The sequence below is a fragment of the Nocardia yamanashiensis genome, from assembly GCF_021183565.1.
In the GTDB taxonomy this organism is placed as follows: Bacteria; Actinomycetota; Actinomycetes; order Mycobacteriales; family Mycobacteriaceae; genus Nocardia; species Nocardia yamanashiensis.
In genome coordinates this window covers 7,656,412-7,678,274 of record NZ_CP089226.1, presented here as the reverse complement: position 1 = coordinate 7,678,274, position 21,863 = coordinate 7,656,412, and the positions used below count along the sequence as shown (strand labels likewise).

At 65.7% G+C, this 21,863-nt stretch carries 18 protein-coding genes, 2 tRNA genes and 2 pseudogenes; 5 read left to right on the top strand and 17 right to left on the bottom strand.

The window, feature by feature from the left end; genetic code table 11:
* Positions 1–22: 22 nt before the first annotated feature.
* Positions 23–496, bottom strand: coding sequence for a DUF4383 domain-containing protein (locus LTV02_RS35355; protein ID WP_233035894.1), 474 nt, complete (start codon positions 494–496; stop codon positions 23–25).
* 149 nt (positions 497–645) lie between these two features.
* On the opposite strand from LTV02_RS35355, the gene LTV02_RS35350 reads away from it, so the two are divergent.
* Both LTV02_RS35350 and LTV02_RS35345 read left to right on the top strand, forming a co-directional pair.
* Positions 646–1,077 carry a helix-turn-helix domain-containing protein gene (locus LTV02_RS35350; protein WP_233035893.1) on the top strand — a complete coding sequence of 144 codons (432 nt, stop codon included), beginning with the start codon at positions 646–648 and terminating at the stop codon, positions 1,075–1,077.
* Positions 1,074–1,916, top strand: coding sequence for an alpha/beta fold hydrolase (locus tag LTV02_RS35345; RefSeq protein ID WP_233035892.1), 843 nt, complete (start codon positions 1,074–1,076; stop codon positions 1,914–1,916). Before LTV02_RS35350 ends, LTV02_RS35345 begins: the two co-directional genes overlap by 4 nt.
* A gap of 54 nt (positions 1,917–1,970) precedes the next feature.
* On the opposite strand, the gene LTV02_RS35340 is transcribed toward LTV02_RS35345, so the two are convergent.
* From LTV02_RS35340 to LTV02_RS35325, 4 genes are all read right to left on the bottom strand, one after another.
* Positions 1,971–2,723, bottom strand: coding sequence for an amino acid ABC transporter ATP-binding protein (locus LTV02_RS35340; RefSeq protein ID WP_157762527.1), 753 nt, complete (start codon positions 2,721–2,723; stop codon positions 1,971–1,973).
* Positions 2,724–2,764: 41 nt separating this feature from the next.
* A complete protein-coding gene (locus LTV02_RS35335) occupies positions 2,765–3,718 on the bottom strand; it encodes an amino acid ABC transporter permease (protein WP_067719706.1) in 954 nt (317 codons plus the stop codon).
* A gap of 6 nt (positions 3,719–3,724) precedes the next feature.
* Positions 3,725–4,630, bottom strand: coding sequence for an ABC transporter substrate-binding protein (locus LTV02_RS35330; protein WP_233035891.1), 906 nt, complete (start codon positions 4,628–4,630; stop codon positions 3,725–3,727).
* 153 nt (positions 4,631–4,783) lie between these two features.
* Complete coding sequence (locus LTV02_RS35325; protein WP_233035890.1) at positions 4,784–5,866, bottom strand: isocitrate/isopropylmalate dehydrogenase family protein; 1,083 nt, start codon at positions 5,864–5,866, stop codon at positions 4,784–4,786.
* 229 nt (positions 5,867–6,095) lie between these two features.
* Here LTV02_RS35325 and trxA point away from each other — a divergent pair, with 229 nt between their 5' ends.
* Positions 6,096–6,461, top strand: a complete 366-nt coding sequence (gene trxA / locus LTV02_RS35320) for a thioredoxin (protein WP_067719697.1) — start codon at positions 6,096–6,098, stop codon at positions 6,459–6,461.
* A gap of 172 nt (positions 6,462–6,633) precedes the next feature.
* On the opposite strand, the gene LTV02_RS35315 is transcribed toward trxA, so the two are convergent.
* The 5 genes from LTV02_RS35315 to LTV02_RS35295 form a co-directional block, all read right to left on the bottom strand.
* Entirely contained in the window at positions 6,634–7,056 is a 423-nt protein-coding gene (locus LTV02_RS35315; RefSeq protein ID WP_067719693.1) for a 2-isopropylmalate synthase, read from the bottom strand.
* A gap of 506 nt (positions 7,057–7,562) precedes the next feature.
* Positions 7,563–10,301, bottom strand: coding sequence for a DNA polymerase I (gene polA, locus LTV02_RS35310; protein ID WP_233035889.1), 2,739 nt, complete (start codon positions 10,299–10,301; stop codon positions 7,563–7,565).
* A 58-nt stretch (positions 10,302–10,359) separates the two neighbouring features.
* On the bottom strand, positions 10,360–10,968 hold the full coding sequence (locus LTV02_RS35305; RefSeq protein WP_233035888.1) for a hypothetical protein: 609 nt from the start codon (positions 10,966–10,968) through the stop codon (positions 10,360–10,362).
* 155 nt (positions 10,969–11,123) lie between these two features.
* Positions 11,124–13,640 carry a TPR repeat region-containing protein gene (locus LTV02_RS35300; RefSeq protein ID WP_233035887.1) on the bottom strand — a complete coding sequence of 839 codons (2,517 nt, stop codon included), beginning with the start codon at positions 13,638–13,640 and terminating at the stop codon, positions 11,124–11,126.
* A complete protein-coding gene (locus tag LTV02_RS35295) occupies positions 13,640–13,948 on the bottom strand; it encodes a hypothetical protein (protein WP_233035886.1) in 309 nt (102 codons plus the stop codon). The genes LTV02_RS35300 and LTV02_RS35295 overlap by 1 nt, the downstream gene beginning before the upstream one ends.
* A gap of 178 nt (positions 13,949–14,126) precedes the next feature.
* Between LTV02_RS35295 and LTV02_RS35290 the strand changes: the two genes are divergently transcribed.
* Positions 14,127–14,199 (top strand) — tRNA-Trp (locus LTV02_RS35290).
* Positions 14,200–14,325: 126 nt separating this feature from the next.
* On the opposite strand, the gene LTV02_RS35285 is transcribed toward LTV02_RS35290, so the two are convergent.
* The 6 genes and pseudogenes from LTV02_RS35285 to LTV02_RS35260 all read right to left on the bottom strand — a co-directional run bounded on the left by LTV02_RS35285 (position 14,326) and on the right by LTV02_RS35260 (position 20,523).
* Entirely contained in the window at positions 14,326–15,021 is a 696-nt protein-coding gene (locus LTV02_RS35285; RefSeq protein WP_233041853.1) for an ABC transporter ATP-binding protein, read from the bottom strand.
* 150 nt (positions 15,022–15,171) lie between these two features.
* Positions 15,172–16,029: pseudogene (locus tag LTV02_RS35280) on the bottom strand (ABC transporter ATP-binding protein); the annotation flags it as partial.
* Positions 16,030–16,109: 80 nt separating this feature from the next.
* Positions 16,110–17,318, bottom strand: coding sequence for a branched-chain amino acid ABC transporter permease (locus LTV02_RS35275; RefSeq protein WP_067719683.1), 1,209 nt, complete (start codon positions 17,316–17,318; stop codon positions 16,110–16,112).
* The gene (locus LTV02_RS35270; RefSeq protein WP_067719681.1) at positions 17,315–18,343 is read right to left on the bottom strand and encodes a branched-chain amino acid ABC transporter permease; all 1,029 of its coding nucleotides are present in this window, start codon (positions 18,341–18,343) and stop codon (positions 17,315–17,317) included. The genes LTV02_RS35275 and LTV02_RS35270 overlap by 4 nt, the downstream gene beginning before the upstream one ends.
* Before the next feature lie 98 nt (positions 18,344–18,441).
* Positions 18,442–19,437: pseudogene (locus LTV02_RS35265) on the bottom strand (branched-chain amino acid ABC transporter substrate-binding protein); the annotation flags it as partial.
* Between the two features lie 462 nt (positions 19,438–19,899).
* The gene (locus LTV02_RS35260; RefSeq protein ID WP_067719675.1) at positions 19,900–20,523 is read right to left on the bottom strand and encodes an ANTAR domain-containing response regulator; all 624 of its coding nucleotides are present in this window, start codon (positions 20,521–20,523) and stop codon (positions 19,900–19,902) included.
* A gap of 220 nt (positions 20,524–20,743) precedes the next feature.
* Here LTV02_RS35260 and LTV02_RS35255 point away from each other — a divergent pair.
* Positions 20,744–20,830, top strand: a tRNA-Leu gene (locus tag LTV02_RS35255).
* A gap of 42 nt (positions 20,831–20,872) precedes the next feature.
* Here the strand turns inward: LTV02_RS35255 and LTV02_RS35250 are convergent.
* Positions 20,873–21,586 carry a tyrosine-type recombinase/integrase gene (locus LTV02_RS35250; protein WP_233035885.1) on the bottom strand — a complete coding sequence of 238 codons (714 nt, stop codon included), beginning with the start codon at positions 21,584–21,586 and terminating at the stop codon, positions 20,873–20,875.
* Between the last annotated feature and the right edge of the window lie 277 nt (positions 21,587–21,863).

Here is a 21,863-nt window from a genome sequence, read left to right as displayed (position 1 = left end):
CGGGCACTGGCCGCGACGACGCTCACGCCGTGGCCGCGCCGGGTAGGAACACCGGCCGCAGCCCACCGTCCCACGCCACCTGCACCACCACCAGCGCCAGCAGGCCCGCCCCGGTGACCAGGTGCATGATGCCGTCGGTGATGTGGTTGGGGAAGCTGAACACCAGCACATTGTGCGAGAACAGCGCCCAGATGCCGACGCCGAACCCGCCGCCCAGGGCCGCGAGCACGCAGTACCAGGCCGCCCAGCTCTTGCGGGTCGCGGCCGGTAGCGCGGGCCCGAACAGCAGCAGCCCGGCCAGCCCGTGCCAGGCGTTGTAGTCCATGCCCAGGATCTGGGTGGCGGGCGCGTGCTCGCCCATCGCGAAGCTGGGTTCGGCGATCCAGCCGGCGATGGCCCACACGATGTGCGCGACACCCACGACGAGCACCGCCCATTGCAGAAAACTCCATTGGGGCAAGGTGATTCGGTGTTCCGGTACTGCCAGCGCTCGCATGGCGCTACCTCCCAGACAGGCGACAGAGATGTCTACTACGAAAGGTAGTTGATTTGCGCGCCGCCGGGGAAGGTTCGAGAGAAGTAGTACGCAAACTTCCCTATCACTCCCTATTGCGCCTTCAGATAGGGATGTTTAAGGTAGTTCACGTGACTGATCGCCTGTACTCCGTGGAAGACGTCGCCGAACGTCTCGGCCTGCACGTGCGCACCGTTCGCAGTTATGTGCGCGACGGCAAGCTGCCCGCCACCCGCATCGGCAAGCAGTACCGCATCAATCAGGCCGACCTGGAAGCCTTCACCGGCGGCCCGGCCCCCGCCACCGCGCGCGAGGCCGCCGCCCGGGAACGGCACGCCGAGGTCTCCAGCATCGTGGAGATCGATGCCGTGGACCGCGCCACCGTGGACCGGCTCAGCAGCCTGCTCACCGGCGCCACCGGCAATCGCCACCCGAACGATCAGCCGCTGCGCTTCCAGACCTTCTACGACGCGGAACGCGCCCGCCTGAAAGTGATCATCGTCGGCGGCCTGGGCGAAACCGCCCGGCTGCTCGAATACATGGAGGGAGTGCTCGGTTCATGAGCGCCATCTACAAATCCGAGGCCGGCGCCGAGACCGTCGCGCGCCGCTATCAGGCCCGGCTCGCGCAGTGGCCGGTCCCCGCCGAGCACCGCGAGATCCCGACCCGTGCGGGCGATATCTTCGTCGTGATCTCCGGCCCGGCCGACGCGCCGCCATTGGTGCTGCTGCACGGTTCCGGCGCGAACTCGACCGCCTGGCTCGGCGATATCGCCGCCTGGTCCCGGCATTTCCGCACCTACGCGGTGGATATGCCCGGCGAACCGGGCGGCAGTGCTCCGTCGCGTCCGGTGCTCGGCACCGAGGCCGTCGCGGAGTGGATCGACGATGTCCTTGCCGGACTGGGCATTTCGCGGGCGGCGTTCGTCGGAATGTCGCTGGGCGGCTGGACCGCAATGGATTACGCCGTCCGGCGTCCGGACAAGGTCGAGAAGCTGGCCCTGCTGTGCCCCGGCGGCATCGGCAGGCAGCGCTACGGCTGGCTCCTGAAATCGATCATCCCGCGTCTGTTGGGCCGCCACGACCTGCGCCGATCCGCGAGCGTAGTCACCGGCCTGTCCGGCCCGGAGCTGGAACCGGTGCTCGACGAGGTGGTCCTGATCTTCGAGCACTTCAACCCGCGCACCGAACGGCTCCCCCGGTTCACCGACGAACAGCTGGCGCACCTGCCCATGCCGGTGCTGGCCATCGTCGGCGATCGGGACGTCATGCTCGATTCCGCCGAAACCGCCCGCCGCATCGGCGAATTCGTCCCCGATCACACGGTGCGGGTACTGCCCGGCGTCGGTCACGCCGTCTTCGGCCAGACCGCCACCGTGCTGGACTTCCTCACCGCGTCCTGAACGGACTCCGCCCCGCTCCGAGGTGCCGGAGCGGGGCGGAATGTCGTTGTGCCGTCAGAGGATCCGCGACAGGAACGCCTTGGTGCGATCGTGCTGCGGATTGGCCAGCACCTCGCGCGGATCGCCCGCTTCCACCACCACGCCGCCGTCCATGAACACCAGCTGGTCGGCGACCTCACGGGCGAAGCCCATTTCGTGCGTCACCACCACCATGGTCATGCCGTCGGCGGCGAGTTCCCGCATGACGCCGAGCACTTCACCCACCAGCTCCGGATCCAGCGCCGAGGTGGGCTCGTCGAAGAGCATGAGCTTGGGATCCATGGCCAGGGCACGCGCGATGGCCACCCGCTGCTGCTGCCCGCCGGACAGCTGCGCCGGATAGGCATCGGCCTTGTCCGCCAAGCCGACTCGGGCCAGCAGCTCCTTGGCCCGCTTGACCGCATCGGCCTTCTTGATCTTCTTGACCTGGGTCGGCGCCTCGATGATGTTCTCCAGCGCCGTACGGTGCGGGAACAGATTGAAGTGCTGGAACACCATGCCGATATCGCGGCGCTGCCGGGCCGCCTCGCGCGGGTGCAGCTCGTAGAGCTTGCCGTTCTTCTCCTGGTAGCCGACGAGTTCGCCGTCCACGTAGAGCCGTCCGGCATTGACCTGCTCGAGATGGTTGATGCAGCGCAGGAAGGTGGACTTGCCCGAACCCGAGGGCCCGATCAGGCACAGCACCTCGCCGCGCTTGACCTCCAGCGAGATGCCCTTGAGCACCTGCAGCGCGCCGAAGTTCTTGCACACCCGGTCGGCGGCCACCATGAGCTCGCCGGAACCCGTTGCGCCCTTGGACATATCGAGACTCACTGGCCCTCCACCGCCGATCGCTGCATCTGGGCCAGCGCCCGCAACTGCTTGTCGGTCAGCTGCCGCGACAGGCCCCGCGAGTAGTACCGCTCCAGGTAGTACTGGCCCACCATGAGCACGCTGGTGACCGCGAGGTACCAGGTGGCGGCGACCAGCAGTAGCGGAATCGGCTGGAAGTTCACGCTGTAGATGTCCCGCGCCCGGCCGTAGAGGTCGGTGGTGAGCGGGATGGCGGTGACCAGGGTGGTGGTCTTGAGCATGGAGATCAGCTCGTTGCCGGTGGGCGGAATGATCACCCGCATGGCCTGCGGCAGCACCGTGCGGCTCATGGTCTGCGTCCACGACATGCCCAGCGCCACCGACGCCTCGCGCTGGCCCTCACCGACGGAATTGATGCCGGCGCGCACGATCTCGGCCATATAGGCGGCCTCGTTGAGACCCAGGCCGATCATGGCAAAGAAGAACGGCGCGGACCAGTGCTGCACATCGAAATGCGCGAACGACGGGCCGAACGGCACGCCGACGGTGATGGTCTTGTAGAGCGAGGGGAACAGGCCCCAGAACACCAGCTGCACGTACACCGGGGTGCCGCGGAAGATCCACAGGTACGCCCAGGACACCGAGCGCAGCACCGGATTCGGCGACAGCCGCATGACCGCCAGCACCACGCCCAGCACCACGCCGATCGCCATGGCGAGCACGGTCAGTTCCAGGGTCACCAAGGCGCCCTTGGCGATTCGCACATCGCCCAGGTACTTGAAGTAGGTGTTCCAGTGGTAGGCCTCGTTGGTGGCCGCGCCGTAGACGAACAGGCCCAGCGCGATGAGGATTACCGCGGCCGCGATCCACCGGCCCGGCCGTCGCAGCGGAATCGCTTTGATCGGCTCGGGCTCGGTGCTCGCCGCGACCGTCGCAGCCGAGGCTGCGGGATTGGTCTCGTCCTGCGACATGATCGATTACGAGGCGCCGTTGATGACCGACTTGGAGATCGCGCCCTCCTGGACGCCCCAGGCTTCGGCGATCTTCTTGTACTGGCCGTTGTCGATCAGGTACTGCACGGCTTCCTGCAGCACCGGGCCCAGCGCGGAGCCCTTCTGGACCGGCCAGCCGTAGGGGGCCGAGTCGAAGATCTTGCCCGCCAGCTCGATCTTGTCGCCGGCCTGCTTGACGGCGTACGCGGTCACCGGGGAGTCGGCGGAGAAGGCGTCCACCTGACCGTCGACCAGAGCGCGCGCGGCCTGGGCCTGCTCGTCGTAGGCCACCTTGGTGATCTCCGGCTTACCGGCGGCCACGCACTTGGCGGACTTGGCCGGGATCTCGTCGGTGTCCTGAACGGTGGTGCGCTGCACCGCGACTCGCTTGCCGCAGGCATTGTCGGGATCGATCGTCTTCCCCTTCTGCTGGGCCCACTGGCTGCCCGCGTTGAAGTAGGTGACGAAGTCGGCGGTCTTCTCGCGTTCCTTGTTGTCGGTGAACGAGGACATGCCGAGGTTGTACGTACCCGCCTCGATGGCCGGGATGATCTTCTCGAAGTCGGCTTCCTTGTAGTCCGCCGATAGGCCGAGCACCTTGGCGACCGCGTCCATCAGATCCACGTCGAAGCCGACGATCTTGCCCGAGCTCGGGTCCCGGTACTCGTTCGGCTGGTAGGGCACGTTCACGCCGACGGTCAGCTTGCCGGTCGACTTGATGTTGTCCGGCACCTTGCCCGCGATGGTGTCGACCTTGGCGACGTCGACCTTGCCCGCCTCGGGCTGGGTGGTCTCGGAGTTGCTGGTACACGCGGTGAGCGCGAGGGCGCCGCCGGCGAGTACACAGGCGGCCCGCAGGGCACGCCCGCGGAGTGAGTTACGAACAGACACAGCAGTCCTCCACAGTTCGGTTGCGCGACATCCGGGCGTCGCCCGCCATTTGAAACTTAGGCGGGTCGGACCGTCCGTGCGGGTCGGTAACCGAACATTAATCGGCGACACGCTGTCGCGTGGCCGAACACGCCCGGTCCCGGAAGTGCGCGCTCACCAGCGGTGCAGCCGGGCGCGCACCTGCTCGGTGAATTCGGTCGTAGATGCTAACCCACCCAAATCGGATGTGGCGACCCCGGCCCGCAACGTCTCCGCTACCGCGTGTTCGATTCGTTCCGCGGCCCGGTAGAGCGCGCTGTGCGAATCCCGGGTTCCCAGCCAGCGCAGCATGCCGACCGCGGACAGTATGAGCGCCGTCGGATTCGCCCGATTGTGCCCGGCCAGGGTGGGTGCGGCGCCGTGCACGGCCTGCGCCATGGCCTGGGTATCGGAGCTGTTGAGCGAGGCGGCCATACCGAGCGAACCGCTCAGTTCGCCGGCCAGATCCGAGAGAATGTCGCCGAAGAGGTTCTCGGTCACGATGACATCGAAATCGGCGGGGGTGCGGACCAGCAGCGCGGCCATGGCGTCGACGTGCTCGTCGGTCACCTCGACGTCCGGATAGTCCAGCGCCACCTCGAAACACACGTCCCGGAACAGGCCCATCGTCATGGGCAGCACATTGGCCTTGTGTACCACGGTGACCTTCTTGCGCCGCCGGCTGGCGATCTTGAAAGCCTGATGCGCGATCTTCTCGATGGCCGGGCGGGTGAACACGCCCACCGCCAGGGCCATGTCCTGGCTGGGCCGGAACTCGCCCGAACCGGCGAACATATTGCGGTCGGCGTAGAGCCCTTCGCTGTTCTCCCGCACGATGATCAGATCCATATCCGAGGCGACCGCGCGCACGCCCTCGTGGGTGCGGGCCCAGCGGATATTGGCGTACAGCCCGAAGCGTTTGCGCACCGCCCCCGCGGGCGGCAGGCCGATCCGGTGCTCCGGCCCGTAGGAGGCGCTGTCGTGCGGCCCCATGATCCAGGCGTCGAACCCTTCGAGGGCCTTGAGGGTCTCCTCCGGCACCGGATTCCCGTATTCGGCGATGGCGGCGTGCCCGATGAGCAGCGGCACCCATTCGACCGGCGGCAGTCCCACGACCTCGATGGCGTCGTCGACCACCGCGCGGGTGGCGCGCACGACTTCCGGCCCGATGCCGTCCCCTTCGATCAATCCCAGCCGTAAGGTCTCGCTGTCGTTCATCCCGCTATCCTCGCGCAATTGCCGCTTCCCCGCCGAGTAGGCACACGCCCGCGCACATATCGCAACCTGCGCGCGACCGGGTGCGCATGGCGGCCGGGCACGATTCCCGGGCTACCGTTGTGGGTAACCGGCGATGGGACGGTGACGGGCCCGGGAGTGGCCGGTCACGCCAGGAACATAGCTGCGGGGCCCGGTGTTGGACCGGGTGAACCGACCACGAGAGGACACCATGGCCACCAAGACCCTGACCGAGCAGAACTTCGACGAGACCGTCACCGGGAGCGACGTCGTGCTCGTCGATTTCTGGGCTGCCTGGTGCGGACCGTGCCGCGCCTTCGCCCCGACTTTCGAGGCCTCGTCCGAGAAGCACCCCGATGTGGTGTTCGGCAAGGTCGATACCGAGGCCGAGCAGGGGCTGGCGGCGGCGGCGAACATCCGCTCCATCCCGACCATCATGGCGTTCCGTGAAGGCGTGCTCGTTTTCGCGCAGCCGGGTGCGCTGCCCGCCGATTCCCTCGAGGACCTGATCGGTCAGGTCAAGGCGCTCGACATGGAAGAGGTGCGCAAGCAGCTCGCCGAGCAGCAGGCGCAGTAAAACCCACTGCCACAACGGTATTCACGATGCCGCCCCCGCGTTACCTCGGTAGCCGGGGGCGGCCTCGCCTCCACAACGCGACCCCGCCCCTACTCGTATCGACAGGTGCGGCGTTCTCCCTACAACACGACCCCGCCCCCGCTACGTCAGTAGCGGGGGCGGGTTTCGTTTTTCAGAAGCGCGAACCGAGGTGGTTGATCCCGGCGATCATCGCGCGGATCGTGGACTCGGCGGAGTCGTCCGCCAGTGCCGCTCCCCAACCGCGCCGGCCGTTGAATTCGCACTGCACGAAAGTCGCAATGCCGGATTCGGTACGCCGCTGATGGAATTGCAGAATTTCCACCGGGTAGCCCTCGTCGTAGAGAGCGGAGGTGAGCGCCGCCACCGGGCTACCCGTCGCCACGAAAGTGCGCAGGTGGTCGGCGATTTCGAGCGTCGCCGTCCGGCCGATGGAGGTCCAGTCGCTGAGCTTGATCGGACCGCTGTGCTCGCAGTACCGGTCGTTGAACTCGGCGGGGGTCAGGCTGCTGGCCTCGGCCTTCAGGCTCGCGGGGGCAGCGGCGATGAACGTGTGGGCATCAAGTGTGATGGTCATTGAACTAGGTCTTCCCGACTTCTTCCAGAGAAATGGCAGAGGGGACCAGCGGTAAAAGTGTTCAAGCGGCCGCAGCGAGGGGCCGGTCCGAATCAGACCCCGCTACGGCGGAGAACTACGAGTACGCGCGCTACAGTCACCATCGCGGTGAGCGGAAGAAGCGTTGCACGGTCGCGGTCGGCGACACCTCGCGCAAGCTTGCGACTGTAGACGGGATTCGGCACGGCACCGAGCATAAGGGCACTCCTCGTCGATGGCAACCATATTCGCAATCGACCCACGAGTAACTTTGTCGCAGGTCACCCGGTATGTCAGTGCCAGATTAGGAGTGCCGGGTGTCACAGTCGGCAAACCCCGCCGGACCCGATACCGAACGCTTCGTGAACACCCGCCGCTCAGAGCTATTTTCCGACTGTTCGGACAATACGAAAACGCCCGCCTCCCGAAGGAGAGCGGGCGTTTCCGGACGATCCGGAGCGCATTGAGACACGCCGGGGACGAAACGCTCAGTGCGCGGCGGCGTCCCAGCTGCGGCCGACGCCGACCGACACCTCGAGCGGCACCGAAAGCTCGATGGCCTTCGACATGTGCTCGCGGGCAAGGGCTTCCAGCTGTTCGCGTTCACCCGGGACGACCTCGAAGACGAGTTCGTCATGGATCTGCAGCAGCATGCGGGATTTCAGGCCGGCGGCGCGGATGGCCTGCTGGGTGTCGATCATGGCGACCTTGATGATGTCGGCGGCCGTGCCCTGAATGGGGGCGTTGAGCGCCATGCGTTCAGCTGCCTCGCGGCGCTGCCGGTTGCTGGAGTCCAGATCCGGCAGATACCGGCGACGGCCGAAGAGGGTTTCGGTGTAGCCCACCTTGCGGGCCTGCTCGACCGCATCCTGCAGATAGTCGCGAATGGCGCCGAAGCGGTTGAAGTAGACGTCCATCTGGACCTTGGCCTCGTCGGCGCTGATCTTCAACTGCTGCGACAGGCCGTACGCGGACAGGCCGTAGGCCAGACCGTAGGACATGGCCTTGATGCGGCGGCGCAGTTCCGGATCGACATCGGAGATCGGAATGTCGAATGCCTTGGACGCCACGAAATTGTGCAGGTCCTCACCGGAGTTGAACGCTTCGATGAGCCCCTCGTCCTTGGACAGGTGCGCCATGATCCGCATTTCGATCTGGCTGTAGTCCGCGGTCATCAGCGATTCGTAGCCCGGGCCGACGACGAAGGTGTCGCGAATGCGGCGGCCGGTGTCGGTGCGGATCGGAATGTTCTGCAGGTTCGGCTCGGTGGAGGACAGCCGGCCGGTGGCGGCGACGGTCTGGTTGAAGGTGGTGTGGATGCGGCCGTCGTCGGCGACCGACTTGAGCAGGCCGTCCACGGTCACCTTCAGCCGCGTCGCGTCGCGGTGTTCGAGCAGGTGCTGCAGGAAGGGGTGCTGGGTCTTCTCGTACAGCCCTTCGAGGGCGTCGGCGTCGGTGGTGTAGCCGGTCTTGGTGCGCTTGGTCTTGGGCATGTCGAGTTCGTCGAACAGCACCACCTGCAGCTGTTTGGGCGAACCGAGGTTGATCTGCTTGCCGATCACGCCGTAGGCGGCTTCGGCGGCTTCGGCGACCCGGTCGGCGAATTCGCGCTGCAGTTCTTCCAGCTGCGCCGAATCGACCGCGATGCCGGCCTGTTCCAGCTCGGCGAGCACGGTGAGCAGCGGCAGTTCCATATCCCGCAGCAGGGCGGTGGATTCGATGCGCTCGAGTTCGGCGTCGAAGGCATCGGCGAGATCGGCGACCGCGCGGGCGCGCAGCATCTCGCCCTTGGCGATCTCCTCGTCCGCCGCGCCTTCCTCGTCCAGCAGCGACAGCTGGGCCTCGCCCGAATCCTCCACGCGCAGTTCGCGACTCAGGTAGCGCAGCGACAGGTCGTCGAGGTTGAAGGTGCGCTGTCCCGGGCGCACCAGGTATGCCGCCAGCGCGGTATCGCTGGTGAGACCGCCCAGCTTCCACCCGCGTCCGGCGAGCGCGTGCATGGCGGCCTTGGCCTCGTGCACGGCCTTCGGAACATCCGGATCGGCGAGCCACGCGCCCAGCGCCTTCTCGTCCTCCGGGGTCAGCGCGACCACATCGATGTACGCGCCCTCACCGTCGGCGGCGGCGAGCGCGATCGCCTTCACATCCCCGTGAATGGGCGTACCGGTGCCCACGATCGAAACCCCGTGCCGCTCACCGGCTTTGGCATGGTCGGTGAGCCAGTCGGCCACCGACCCGGGCGTGAGCGCCGCACCGCTGATCTCGAACCCGGACTCCGCCTCCGGCTCCACCGGCGCGAGGGTGTCGAACAGCCGATCCCGCAGCACCCGGAATTCCAGGTCGTCGAACAGCCGGTGGATCTTGTCCCGATCCCACGGCTGCATGGCCAGCTGGTCCGGCGCGTACGGCAGCGGCACCGTCTTCACCATCTCGGTCAGCTGCCGGTTCAGCACCACACTGGACAGATTGGCCCGCAAGGCATCCCCCACCTTGCCCTTCACGGTGTCCACCTTGTCCACCAGCGTCTCGAGATCCCCGTACTCCCGAATCCACTTGGTAGCGGTCTTCTCCCCCACCCCCGGAATCCCCGGCAGATTGTCACTCGGGTCCCCGCGCAGCGCCGCGAAATCCGGATACTGCGCCGGCGTCAGCCCATACTTCTCCTCGACCGCCGCCGGCGTGAACCGGGTGAGCTCCGAAACGCCCTTCTTCGGATACAGCACCGTCACATCGTCATTCACCAACTGCAGCGAATCCCGATCCCCGGTAACGATCAAAACCTTGTACCCCTGCGGCACCGCCTGCGTGGTCAACGTGGCAATAAGGTCATCCGCCTCATACCCGTCGATGGCCATCACCGGAATCCCCAGCGCCCCCAGCACCTCCTGCGTGATCTCCACCTGCCCCCGGAACTCATCCGGCGTGGTAGCCCGATTCGCCTTGTACTCCGGATAAGCCTCGGTCCGGAACGTTTTCCGGCTCACATCGAAAGCCGCCGCCACATGGGTAGGCTTCTCGTCCCGCAAAAGGTTGATCAACATCGCCGTGAACCCGTACACCGCATTCGTGGTCTGCCCACTCTGCGTCTTGAAGTTCTCCGCCGGCAGCGCGTAAAACGCGCGATAAGCCAGCGAATGACCGTCCAGCAGCAGCAGGGTCGGCTGCTCGGTGGAGGCGTTTGTCGCGGACACGGCACTCGGACGCTGATCGGTAGAGGCAGGGGTCACGCCAGAGAGTCTAGGGAGCCCCACCGACATCCGTCGCCACCGGGCACGACCCGTGTTGTCAGCCCGGCCAGCCAGGCGAGAAGGGTTCGATCTTCGGGGGCTCGGCGACGGAACGGGTCGGTGTTGGGGGCCGGGTACCGCCCCAGCGGGACTCGGTCCACGCAGTGCACGCATCAGCATAGGGCGGCGGGTTCAGGGTGCCCGGATAGTTGACCTGAAGATATCCGCTGAAAACATTGCCGGCCGGACGCGCGGAGCGGTTCGCGGGACCTGGAATCGCCGGGCCCGGAGGGACTTTCGAGGGATGCGTGCCTTCCATCGTGGGCCGGGGGCTGCCTGTCCTCGTCGAGACTGCGATCACTTCCAGCGCCTGTCGCGGATCCGATGCATCGGGATAGGGGTAACTCTCACCCGACTTCTTCGCCGTCCCGGTCATGTCCTTGCACACGACGGTCACCACACCGCTGGGAGTCTCGACCGGGACAATGTGCAGATACGCGGTACCGATGCCCGCCACCTCCGGATGCGCGAGCCTCGCCTCGACTCCGACCGCCCAGGGCTCCGCGGACCATCCCGGATAGCCGTAGTCCACATTCAGGTACTCCGCGATGGTGTTGCTTTCGATCGCTGCCCGGACCTTCTGCGATTCGCGCGACTCCAGATCCACCCCGGGTTCCGCGGACCATCGAAACGAAATCGCCCACGGCGGTGTGGCATTGCCGGGTTCATCGCCGTCAGCTGTGTCCGCACCGCAGGCGGAAGCCGTCACCGACAGGCATCCGATCCCGATCCAGGCACAGCACCGGAGAAACGATCGCGACATCAGTTTCCTTTCAGTACCCGACTGCTGTAGTCATCCCGTGAACTCGTGAAACCGAAATAGGACTGGCGGCGGATATCGGTCTGCTGGAAGAAGTCGCCAGGTTTCACATCCAGCCCGTTCAGCCAACCGTCAGCGGTCGAGGTGAAGGCCGACGTGTTGCGTGCGTTACGGTCGGTACCGCCCGGTCCGACGATGTCGCCATAGTCCCGCAGATGTCCGTCTTCGAGCCATTCGGGCGACATTGGAGCCGCGTTCCGCGGAACGGCATCGAAGAACCCCGGACTGTTCCTCGACATCTCCTGCAGCATCCGATAGAAGTTCTGGGCCCGGGCATCGTCATTGTCGATTCGCTGATGCGGCGCGGGAATCGACGTGTCGTCTTCCTTTACGCCATCAGCGATCATCTTGGCGGCGACATCGACGAATGTGCCTCCAGCCCAGGCCTTCTCACCGATTCCACCGGACAGCACGGTGCCGGCGATGTCGACGCCGAGCTTGATCCGCTCGACACGCTGCTTCTCGGCTTCCTCGATATTCAGACCGCGATCGAATGCTTCCGCGCGAGCGCCCTGATCCTGATACCCGAGCAGGCGACCGGCGGCGTCCGCCAGCGCGAAGCGATCGTTCGACGGTTGCCCGTGCAACGCGGCGTACTGCCCGGCGTAGTCGTTTACTCGATCGGCGATGGCGCCATTCCATGCTCCGGCCGCGGTGGGATCGGAGTTGAACAGCGTCGACAGCCGGACCGCGCTCAGGTCGCGTTCGGCGCCGTCCGGCATTTCGAAACTGTGGGTTCGATCCATGCCCTCCGGCGCCAGCGCCATGGAATCGAGATAGGGGATCAGGGCGCCGGCGAGTTGCTGCGTCAGTCCGGGATTCACCTGCCCCAGCGAATGCTTGTCGACTCCGGGCATATCCATCAAGTCGGCGAAGAGACCGGAATCTCCCTTGCCCGGACCGTCCTGGGTCAGCAGGCTGACCAACCCCGATGCGGCCTTCCCAGCCAATTGGGATTCCGAGAGTGTGACACCCGGGTGCCCGCCCGCGGCGGGTCGCTCCACCGCATCCTCGCCGATCCACGAGAAAAGTTGGGGTGCTTGCTTGCCCCCGGAGTCAGTCCAGTCGTAGTTCAGGAGGGGTTGGATGACCCTCTTCGGGTCGTAACCGGATTCCATTGGGGGCCAACCCGGCTCGGATTGGCCGGTAAGAAGCTGCGTGGTGGCGACATGATTGCGGCCGGAGACCTCGAGGTAGTCACGCATGGTGGATTCGAGGGATCCGCGGGGGATGTTGCCGCCCGGCACGTTCGGGTTGAGGGAGCTGCCGTCGAGCGCGGCGAACGTCGCGGCCTGGCGGGTGAGTTCGCGTGAGAATTCGATGCCCGGCGTGTATCCGGGGCTCGCCTGTTTGATCAAGTCACCGAATTGCTGGGATTCCAGCAGGAACCGGGCTCGGCCCGAATCCAGCGGCGCGGCGTTCGGGTAGCGCCCCGCATTGCCGTCGGAGCCGCCGATCCGCGTCGAGACCAAGTCGCGCAGATCCTGGGGCAGTTGCTGGTAGCCGCCGGGTGAGCGGAGAGTTCCATCGGCGTTGCGGCCGGTCCCGACGTGCTCGTTGGACATGACCGCCAGACCGTTGGCGAGGGTGTCGCGACGAGCGGCGGCGAGCGGATTCCCCGCTGTTTCCTGCCCCTTCAGGTACTCGCTCATCGCGAGGATGCCGTCCTTGCCCGCAGCCTTGTAGAACTCGCGGTAGTAGTCCTGCAGCGGAGCGGGCAGGGAAGACACATCCCCGCCCTGGGCCATGGTCTGGAGGTCTTTGTCGCTGAGGATGCTCTGCGGCATATGGCTCGCGATACGGTCGAGCGCGTCGGTGTCGTAGGTACCGTCGGGCCGGATCGCGCCTTGAATCGCCTTGCCGTCCTCATTGCCGACCTTCCCGGCATCGCTGAAATCGGTTGGGGCGGCTTCGATTCCATTGCCGATCTGGTCGCCGCGGACGCGGACTTCCTGGGTGGCGGCGGTAATGGCGGTGGCGACCTCGGTGAGGGCGCCGGTCAGGCTGGTGTAGGCGAGGTCGATGAGGCCCTGGTGGTGGGTTTTGCGTTCTTCGAACTTGGCGCGGTCTTCGTCGGAGACGGTACCGACGATCTGGGTGCCGATCTTCCAGTTGTCGTCGACGGTGAGGCGGATGGGGGTGGAGGTGTCGCCTTCGGCGTCGTCGACGCGGCCGAGCAGGATGCGGCGTTCGTTGGAGAGTCGGACGTCGGCGGCGCGGACAGCCGCGGCGACATCGCGGATTTCCTGGCTGAGGTTGCGGCCTTCGCGCTCCTCCTCGGTGAAGCGGTGCTCGGCGGCGTCCTTGGCGCGGCCGGTCCAGCGGGTGCCGCGGAATCCGGTGACCATCGAACCAAGCTGGGTTTCGTAGCCCTGGGTGTCGGTTTCGATCTCGGTGGCCCATTCCGACAGCTTGCCGAGACCCTTGTCCCAGTCCTTGACCTGGCTGCGGGTGGGCATCAGTGCGCCCCTCGCACCTGGAATTCCATGGCCGCCAGCCTTTTCGCGAACTCCTCGTCCGTGACCTGGTAGTCGTCGGCGGCCGTGGTCACGATCCCGGACAGTTTCTGCAGCCGCTGGGCGATGCGCAGCCAGGAGCCTTCGATGAACTCGCCCGCCTGGGCACAGACCGGGCCGAGCCCGGATCCGGGCAGTAGTTCGCCGATGGCATTGCCGGACGTCCGCACATCGATGCCGTCGATGGCGGTCGCGGCGGTATTCACCTGCACGGTCAGCGCCCGCAATTGCTGAATATCAGCTTCCAGCATGTATCGCATCCCCTCAATGCGCGGCAGACAACCCGTACGGGGATCTGATCACTACTTATCCAGTTTCGATCTGGATTTGCGCAGAGTATGCCACATATGGTCGGGCGCGCCGTACGAGCGGACACGGGAAACCGATTTCCGTTCCCGGGCGCGATCCTGGTAGCGTGACCGCACGCCAAGGGGCGTAGCTCAACTGGCAGAGCAGCGGTCTCCAAAACCGCAGGTTGCAGGTTCAAGTCCTGTCGCCCCTGCAAGAGCTTCGGGCCGGTCACTCGGATGAGTGGCCGGCCCGAAGTGGTTTTCGCGCTTGACGTCTCGGTGAAACGGCTCGGGCCGGTCGCCCTGCACGCGCGACCGGCCCGAGGTTCCCGGCGGGGTCAGCCCACGCCGAGGTAGGCGGATTTGACCGCCGGATCGTGGAGCAGGGCCGCACCGTCGCCGGTTTTGGTTACTTCGCCGGTTTCCAGGATGTAGGCGCGGTCGCTGCGGGTGAGGGCCTGCTGGGCGTTCTGTTCGACGAGCAGGACGGTGGTGCCCTGATCGTTGATATCCGCGATGATCTTGAAGATTTGCTGGATCACCATGGGGGCCAAGCCCATCGACGGTTCGTCGAGGAGCAGCAGCTTCGGGCGGGCCATCAGGGCGCGGCCGATGGCGAGCATCTGCTGTTCACCGCCGGAGAGGGTGCCGCCGACCTGCTTGCGGCGTTCGGCCAGGCGGGGGAACAGGTCGAACACCCAGTCGAGGGTCTCGCCGTACTCGGCCTTGGAATCGAAAGGCCGGGCGTGGCAACCCATGTCGAGGTTCTCCTGCACCGTCATACCGGGGAAGACGCCGCGACCCTCGGGGGCTTGGATGAGGCCCGCGACAACGCGTTCGTGCGCCTTCATCCGGGTGATGTCCTTGCCCTCGAACAGGATTCGGCCCCGGGTGAGCGGAAGCAGACCTGACAGGGCGCGCATGGTGGTGGTCTTGCCGGCGCCGTTCGCGCCCAGCAGCGTCACCAGTTCGCCCTGACCCACCGACAGCGAAATCCCGTGCAGGGCTTCGATTCTGCCGTAGTTGACGGTCATATCGTCGACTTCGAGCAGCGGCGCGGGAGCGGGCTCCGGCGCGGGCGGTTCGAGGTCCCGGATCGGTTCGAAGACCGTCGTGGTGGTGGTGTCGGCGGGCGAGGGCGCGATCTTGCGGATCTCCGGTTCGGGCGCAACGGGTTTCGCGCCGTCGTCCGGCACGCCCAGATAGGCGTTGATGACCGCCGGATTCTCCCGGATATCCTCCGGCAACCCGTCCGCGATCTTCCGGCCGAATTCCAGCACCACGATCCGGTCGGTGACGCCCATGACCAATCGCATGTCGTGCTCGATCAGCAGCACCGTGTAGCCGTCGTCGCGGATCTTGTGGATGAGCTCCATGAGCGCCGACTTCTCGCTCGGATTGAAGCCCGCCGCCGGCTCGTCCAGGCACAGCAGCTTGGGTTCGGTGGCGAGGGCGCGGGCGATCTCCAGGCGGCGCTGATCGCCGTAGGAGAGATTGCGCGCCTTCTCCACCGCGTGCGGCGCGATGCCCACGAATTCCAGCAGCGCCATGCCTCGTTCGATGGCGTCGTGCTCCTCGCGCCGATGCCGGGCGGTGCGGAACACCGCGCCGGGCACCGAGGTGCGATGCCGGGCGTCCGCGCCGACCACCACGTTCTCCAGCGCCGTCATCTCGTTGAAGAGCCGGATGTTCTGGAAGGTGCGGGCGATGCCGAGCCGGGTGATCTCGTTGCGCTTGGACTTGGTCAGCGGCTTGCCGTCGAAGAACACGGTGCCGCCGGCCGGCCGGTACACGCCGGTGATGGCATTGAAGCAGGTGGTCTTGCCCGCGCCGTTGGGCCCGATCAGCCCGAGGATCTCACCGCGCTTGATCTCGAAGCTGACATCGTCCAGCGCGGTCAGGCCGCCGAACTTCACCGTCAGCCCCTCGGTGCGCAAAAGCGGTGCGCCGACGGCGGTTTCGATCTCGCGATGCGGTGCGACGACCTCGGCGACGACCTTCTCGTCGGAGTAGATCGGCAGCACCTCGGTCACGTCGAGCATGCCCGCGCTGGCTTCCTCGGGCGGCGCCTGATAGCCCGCCGCCATGTCCTCGTTGTCGAAGAGCGCGCCGCCGGGCCCGGTCATGACGCCGCTCCGGCGGTCTCGGCCGGAACCGGCGCGGGCTTGCGCACCGCCCGGTACACCTGCCGTCCGTAGGCAAGCAGTTTCTGACGCGCGGGGAAGAGCCCCTGCGGCCGGAAGATCATCACAACCACCAATGCGATACCGAAGAACAGGTACTTGTAGTCACCGAGCGACTGCCCGCCGATCTGCACCGACATGAAGCGGTTCGGCAGGTACACGATCAGGAACGCGCCCACGATCACGCCCAGCTTGTTGCCCTGGCCGCCGATCACCACCGCGCACAGGAACAGCATCGAGTTGATGATGTTGAACCCGGGCGGCGCCACGAACTGCACCTGGCCCGCGTACAGCGCACCGGACAGTCCGCCGATCGACGCGCCGATCAGGAACGCCCACAGCTTGAACTTGAAGGTCGGCACACCCATGATCTCGGCGGCGTCCTCGTCCTCGCGGATCGCCACCCAGGCGCGGCCCACCCGGCTGCGCTCCAGATTGCCGACCACCAGCAGCACCAGGATCACCAGCACCATGCCGAGCCAGAACCACCAGGTGCCGGAATTGGCGCGGTCCACGGGGCTGGTCACATCGGTGTCGCCGAGGTTGCCGGAGGAGAAGTAGCCGGTCGGGTGATCGTCGGACACACCCACCCGCGGATAGGCGATACCGGCCAAACCCAAACTGCCATTGGTGATCTCGCCGAGATTGTCGGCCATCAGGCGCACGATCTCACCGAAGCCGAGCGTCACGATGGCCAGGTAGTCGCCGCGCAGACGCAGCGTCGGCGAACCCAGGATCAGGCCCGAGATCGCCGTGATGGCGATGGCGATGGGCACGCACGCCCACCAGGCCCAGCCCGGCTTCAGCCAGCCGCCTTCGTCGAGTTGATTCCACGGACTGTTCGGGCTGGTGAGCAGACCGACGGTGTACGCGCCGACCGCGTAGAAGCCGACATAGCCCAGATCCAGCAGACCCGCCTGGCCGACAACGACATTCAGGCCGATGGCGATGAGCGCGACCATCGCGAACTGCGCCATGACGCCGCCGAAGCTGGTGCCGGGAGTATCGATCAAAGGCGGCGGATACAGGGGCAGCAGCGCCAGCAGGATGAGCGCCGGAATTCCGACGCCCCATTGCGCGGGCCGCGACAAACCGCCCCACCAGGTTCGAAGTTTGTCGCCCACACCGCGTTTCACTGTCTCGGTCATGCGCGCGCCCTCCCGAGGCTCTCACCCAGAATGCCGGTGGGGCGGAACATGAGCACGACCACCAGGACCAGGAACGCGACCACGTCACGCCATTGGGTGCCGAGCAGGATCTGGCCGTAGTTCTCCACCAGGCCCAGGATCAGCCCGCCCAGCAGCGCGCCGCGCAGGTTGCCGATACCGCCCAGCACCGCGGCGCTGAACGCCTTGATGCCGAGAATGAATCCGCCGGAATAGATGACGCCGTTGGGAATCTTCAAGGTGTACAACAGCGCCGCCGCGCCGGCCAGCAGACCACCCACCAGGAAGGTGAGCATGATGACCTTCTCCCGCGAGACGCCCATCAGCGTCGCGGTGTCCGGGTCCTGCGCCACCGCGCGGATGCCGCGGCCGAATTTGGTTCGGTTGATGAGCAATTCGGTCGCCACGGCCAGGCCGACCGCGGCCAGGATGATCACCAGGGTGATGTTCGTGACCGGCGCTCCGAAGATCGAGAACTGTTCGGTCGGCTGCACCAGGATGATCGGCTGCTGGGCATTGGTGCCGCCCAGCCGCGGCGAGATCTTGGGCAGCACGTAGTGCACGAACTCCTGCAGCACGAACGACATGCCGATCGCGGTGATCAGGAAGATCAGGGGTTTCGCACCGCGTTTACGCAGCGGGCGATACGCGACGCGCTCCAGGCCGACGGCGGCGCCACCGGCCACCGCCATACCGATCAGCATCGCGAGCAACAGATAGACGACGGTCAGTATCAAGCCCTTGGAATAGGCATTGCCGCTGGGTTCGAACCCGAGCGCCATCAAGCCCACATACTGGCCGAACATGCCCACCATGAAAATTTCCGAATGGGCGAAATTGATCAGCCGCAGCACGCCGTAGACCAGCGTGTAGCCCACCGCGACCAAGGCATAGATGGATCCGTAGGACAAACCGTCCACGGTGAGCCGCCAGAATTGGTCGACCACCCCCGATACGTTGAATTCGATCGACCCCGCGAGCAGGGTCGTCGCAACGGGAAAACTCATTCGCTACTCTCGCCGTCGAGGAAGACGCGTGTGCCGGGAATCGGTGGGTCTCACCGGATTCCCGGCACACGCTGTTCTCCGAATACGTGGAACTACTTGCTGCCGGCCGCCGCGATGCCCTTCAGCACGATGGTGGTCAGGTCATAGCCCTCGGTCGAATAGGTGCCCGCGTCGAAACCGCTCGACGCCTTGTACGCGGCGGCGAAGGAATCCGGCGCCGGGCCACAGGGGCAGGAGAGCAACGCGCCGGTGGCGGCATTACCGGCCTGCTTCACGAACTCGACGTCCTTGGTGCCGTCGGCGGAAATGAATTCCGCGGTCACGCCGCCCGAACGCAGCTGCTGCACCAGCGGGGCCGCTTCGGCGTAGTAACCGGCGTAGTAGATGGCGTCCGGCTTGGCGGAATTGAGCTTGGAGACGACCGCCGAGAAGTCCTTGTCGCCTTCCTTGACGTCCGCCGCGCAGCCGGCGTCGGCGATCGGGCCGAGAGTTTCGGTCAGGTTCTTGGCCAGGCCGGTGCCGTACTCGGTGTTGTCCTTGACCACGCAGACCTTCTTGTACTTGCCGCTGGTCTGCAGGTACTTGGCCACGGCCGGGCCCTGCACCGCGTCATTGCCGAGGCCACGGAAGAAGGTCTTCCAGTTGTTCTTGGTGAGGTCGGGGTTGGTGGCCGACGGGGTCAGCGCGAGCAGGTTCGCCTCGCTGAGCACCTGACCGGTCGCCTTGGTCTCGCCGGAGAAGGTCGGTCCGATGAGCGCGACGATCGACTTGTCGTTGATGATCGTCGGGATGACCTGGGTGGCCTTCTGCGGATTGCCCTCGGTGTCGAACTCCTTGAGGGTGACCTTGCAGCCCGGGTTGGCCTTGTTGAACTCGTCGAGCGCGAGCCGCACGCCGCGCACGATGTTCAGGCCGAGGTTGGCGTTCGGGCCGGTCAGCGGGCCCGCCATCGCGATGGACTGCTCGGTGCAGGTGGCCTTGCCGTCACCGGCGGCCTTGGCGGCGGCGGCCTGATCGGTGGCGGCCACCTCCTTGCCGGTGCTGTCGATCTGCACCACGGGCTTGATCTCACCCGAGGCGTCGACCTTGTACATCCAGATCAGGGCCTTCTCGAGCTCACCGTTGGAGCCCCATTTGTAATTGCGAGCCAGGCCCGGGCCGTCGTACGACTTCACGAACTCGACCAGCTTGGACCGGTTCTTCTTACCGGTGTCGTCGGTCGACGAACTGCTGCAGCCGGCCACCGTGAGCGCGACCGCCGCTCCGACTGCGACCGCAGCCTGCACCGTGCGCCACCGTCGCCTACTGCTCACAGAGCCGCGCGTCTTTGAACCAAGCACGATTCACCTCTATGTTCTGTGCTCCCCCGGCTTGCCGGGCGGGCCGCCTCATCTATCGGCCTGGCTCAGAACATATCCCCACCACGTTAGCTCCGCATCACATTCGGATCATCCATGTGACATCGCAACCATTGAAAGAGCCCCTCGTGTTACCACTGCGTAAAGCAGTTCCGCATATCGGTGGCAACAGAGGGGCTATAACGGAGCAAATCCGGCTTACTTCGGCGCCAGATTCTCCAGCACCACCTCGGCAACAGCCTTCATGGTGGTGCGACGGTCCATGGCCGTACGCTGAATCCACTTGAACGCCTGCGGTTCCGATAGGCCCTGGGTCTGCATGAGCACACCCTTGGCACGCTCGACCAGCTTGCGTGTTTCCAGCCGGTCGGTCAGATTCGCGACTTCGCCTTCCAATGCGGCGATCTCATGGAAGCGGCTCGCCGCCAATTCGATCGCCGGCACCAGATCGGACTTGGTGAACGGCTTCACCAGGTACGCCATCGCCCCCGCGTCGCGTGCCCGCTCCACCAGATCCCGCTGACTGAACGCCGTCAGGATCACCACCGGCGCAAGACGTTTCGAGGCGATCTCGGCCGCCGCGTCGATCCCGTCCCGCCGTGGCATCTTCACGTCCATGATCACCAGATCCGGACGCAACTCCTCCGCCAGGTCCACGGCCTGCTGACCGTCGCCCGCCTCCCCCACCACCAGATAACCCTCTTCCGAGAGCATCTCCACGAGGTCCATCCGGATGAGCGCCTCGTCCTCGGCAACCACCACCCGCTTGGGGGCGGACGCCGCGGCATCCTTCTTCGAACCGCCCCCTGCTGTCGTTCCCATAGATGAACCCCTGTCGCTTCGCATACTCAACACCCGAGACCACCGGTCCGACGCCACCCTCGTGGGATCGGCACGCACCCGAGTAACCCAAAGAGTACCGTCCACCCGCCCACACAACCCATCTACCCAGCGCAAACCGACCAGTATCACAACGTCACCCGCGTGTCCCCGCCCCCTTTTGGTCTCCCGACCCGAACCCGCTATGCTTTCCATCCGGTGCGCCGGGTTGGCGGAACTGGCAGACGCGACGGTCTCAAAAACCGTTGTCCGGAAGGACGTGTGGGTTCGAGTCCCACACTCGGCACCAAGGCAAAGGGTTGTTTCGGTGATCACCGAAACAGCCCTTTTGTTATGCGGTACGCAGCTGGTACGCAGCAGCTTGCGCGCCGGACTCCATCCCCTCAGCCACAGCATCGAGATCGTCCGGGAACAGGTGACCGTACAGGTCCAGGGTCAGCATCGCAGTTTTGTGCCCCAGCATCCGTTGCACCACTTTGATATTCGCCCCCGCACTGATCGCCAGCGATGCAGCTGTGTGCCGAAGCCCGTGCGGCACAACCCCTTTTAACCCGACATCCCGGGCCGCCCGATCGAAGACCCACCGGAACTCAGTGGAGGTCAAAAACCCGCCCTTATGACTTGGGAAGACCAGGGCATCGGGCTCATGGTCTTCGAGCAGCACCATTAGTTCTTTCGCCAAGGTTGCGGGGATCGGTACGGCGCGGGTGGTGTGGTTCTTAGTGTCGGTCTCGACGTAGCCCTGACCGGTAACAGGAGTAGCCGAACGAGCCACGGTGATCCGCTGCGTTTCAGGGTTTACCGACGAGACCCTCAACGTAATAGCCTCGCCGAAGCGAATCCCCGTGTAGGCCAGGGTCAACACCAGCGGCCGGAACCGGCCGGCGGCCATCGCAAGCCGCATCACTTCGAGGTGGGTGAGGTACCGCCGTTCCCCAGACACCAGCGCCGGGAGATCGATTTCCTCAGCCGGGTTCGCCGCTAGGCGCTTGGCCTTGATCGCATAGCGCAACACCTGGCTGAGCACCTGATAGGACTGGATCACCCGCGACGCCGACAGCCCACGGCCCTCGAACCTGGTACTGCCAGACCGCGACAGAGAGTGAGAGGTTCGAAAAGACCACAAGAGGGACCACAAGGGGACGGGTGGGCGCGGATGTTGCGTTGGCATGTGAGTTGCGTTGGAAGCAGACCACAACGGGGAGGGTTGAGAGCAAACATCACGATGCGGTGCGTGCCGGGTTCCGGGTAAAACCACAACGAAGGGACCACCTCTTACGAAGGGAAGACATTCCCTCTTATGCGGGAGGTATGTTCGTCTC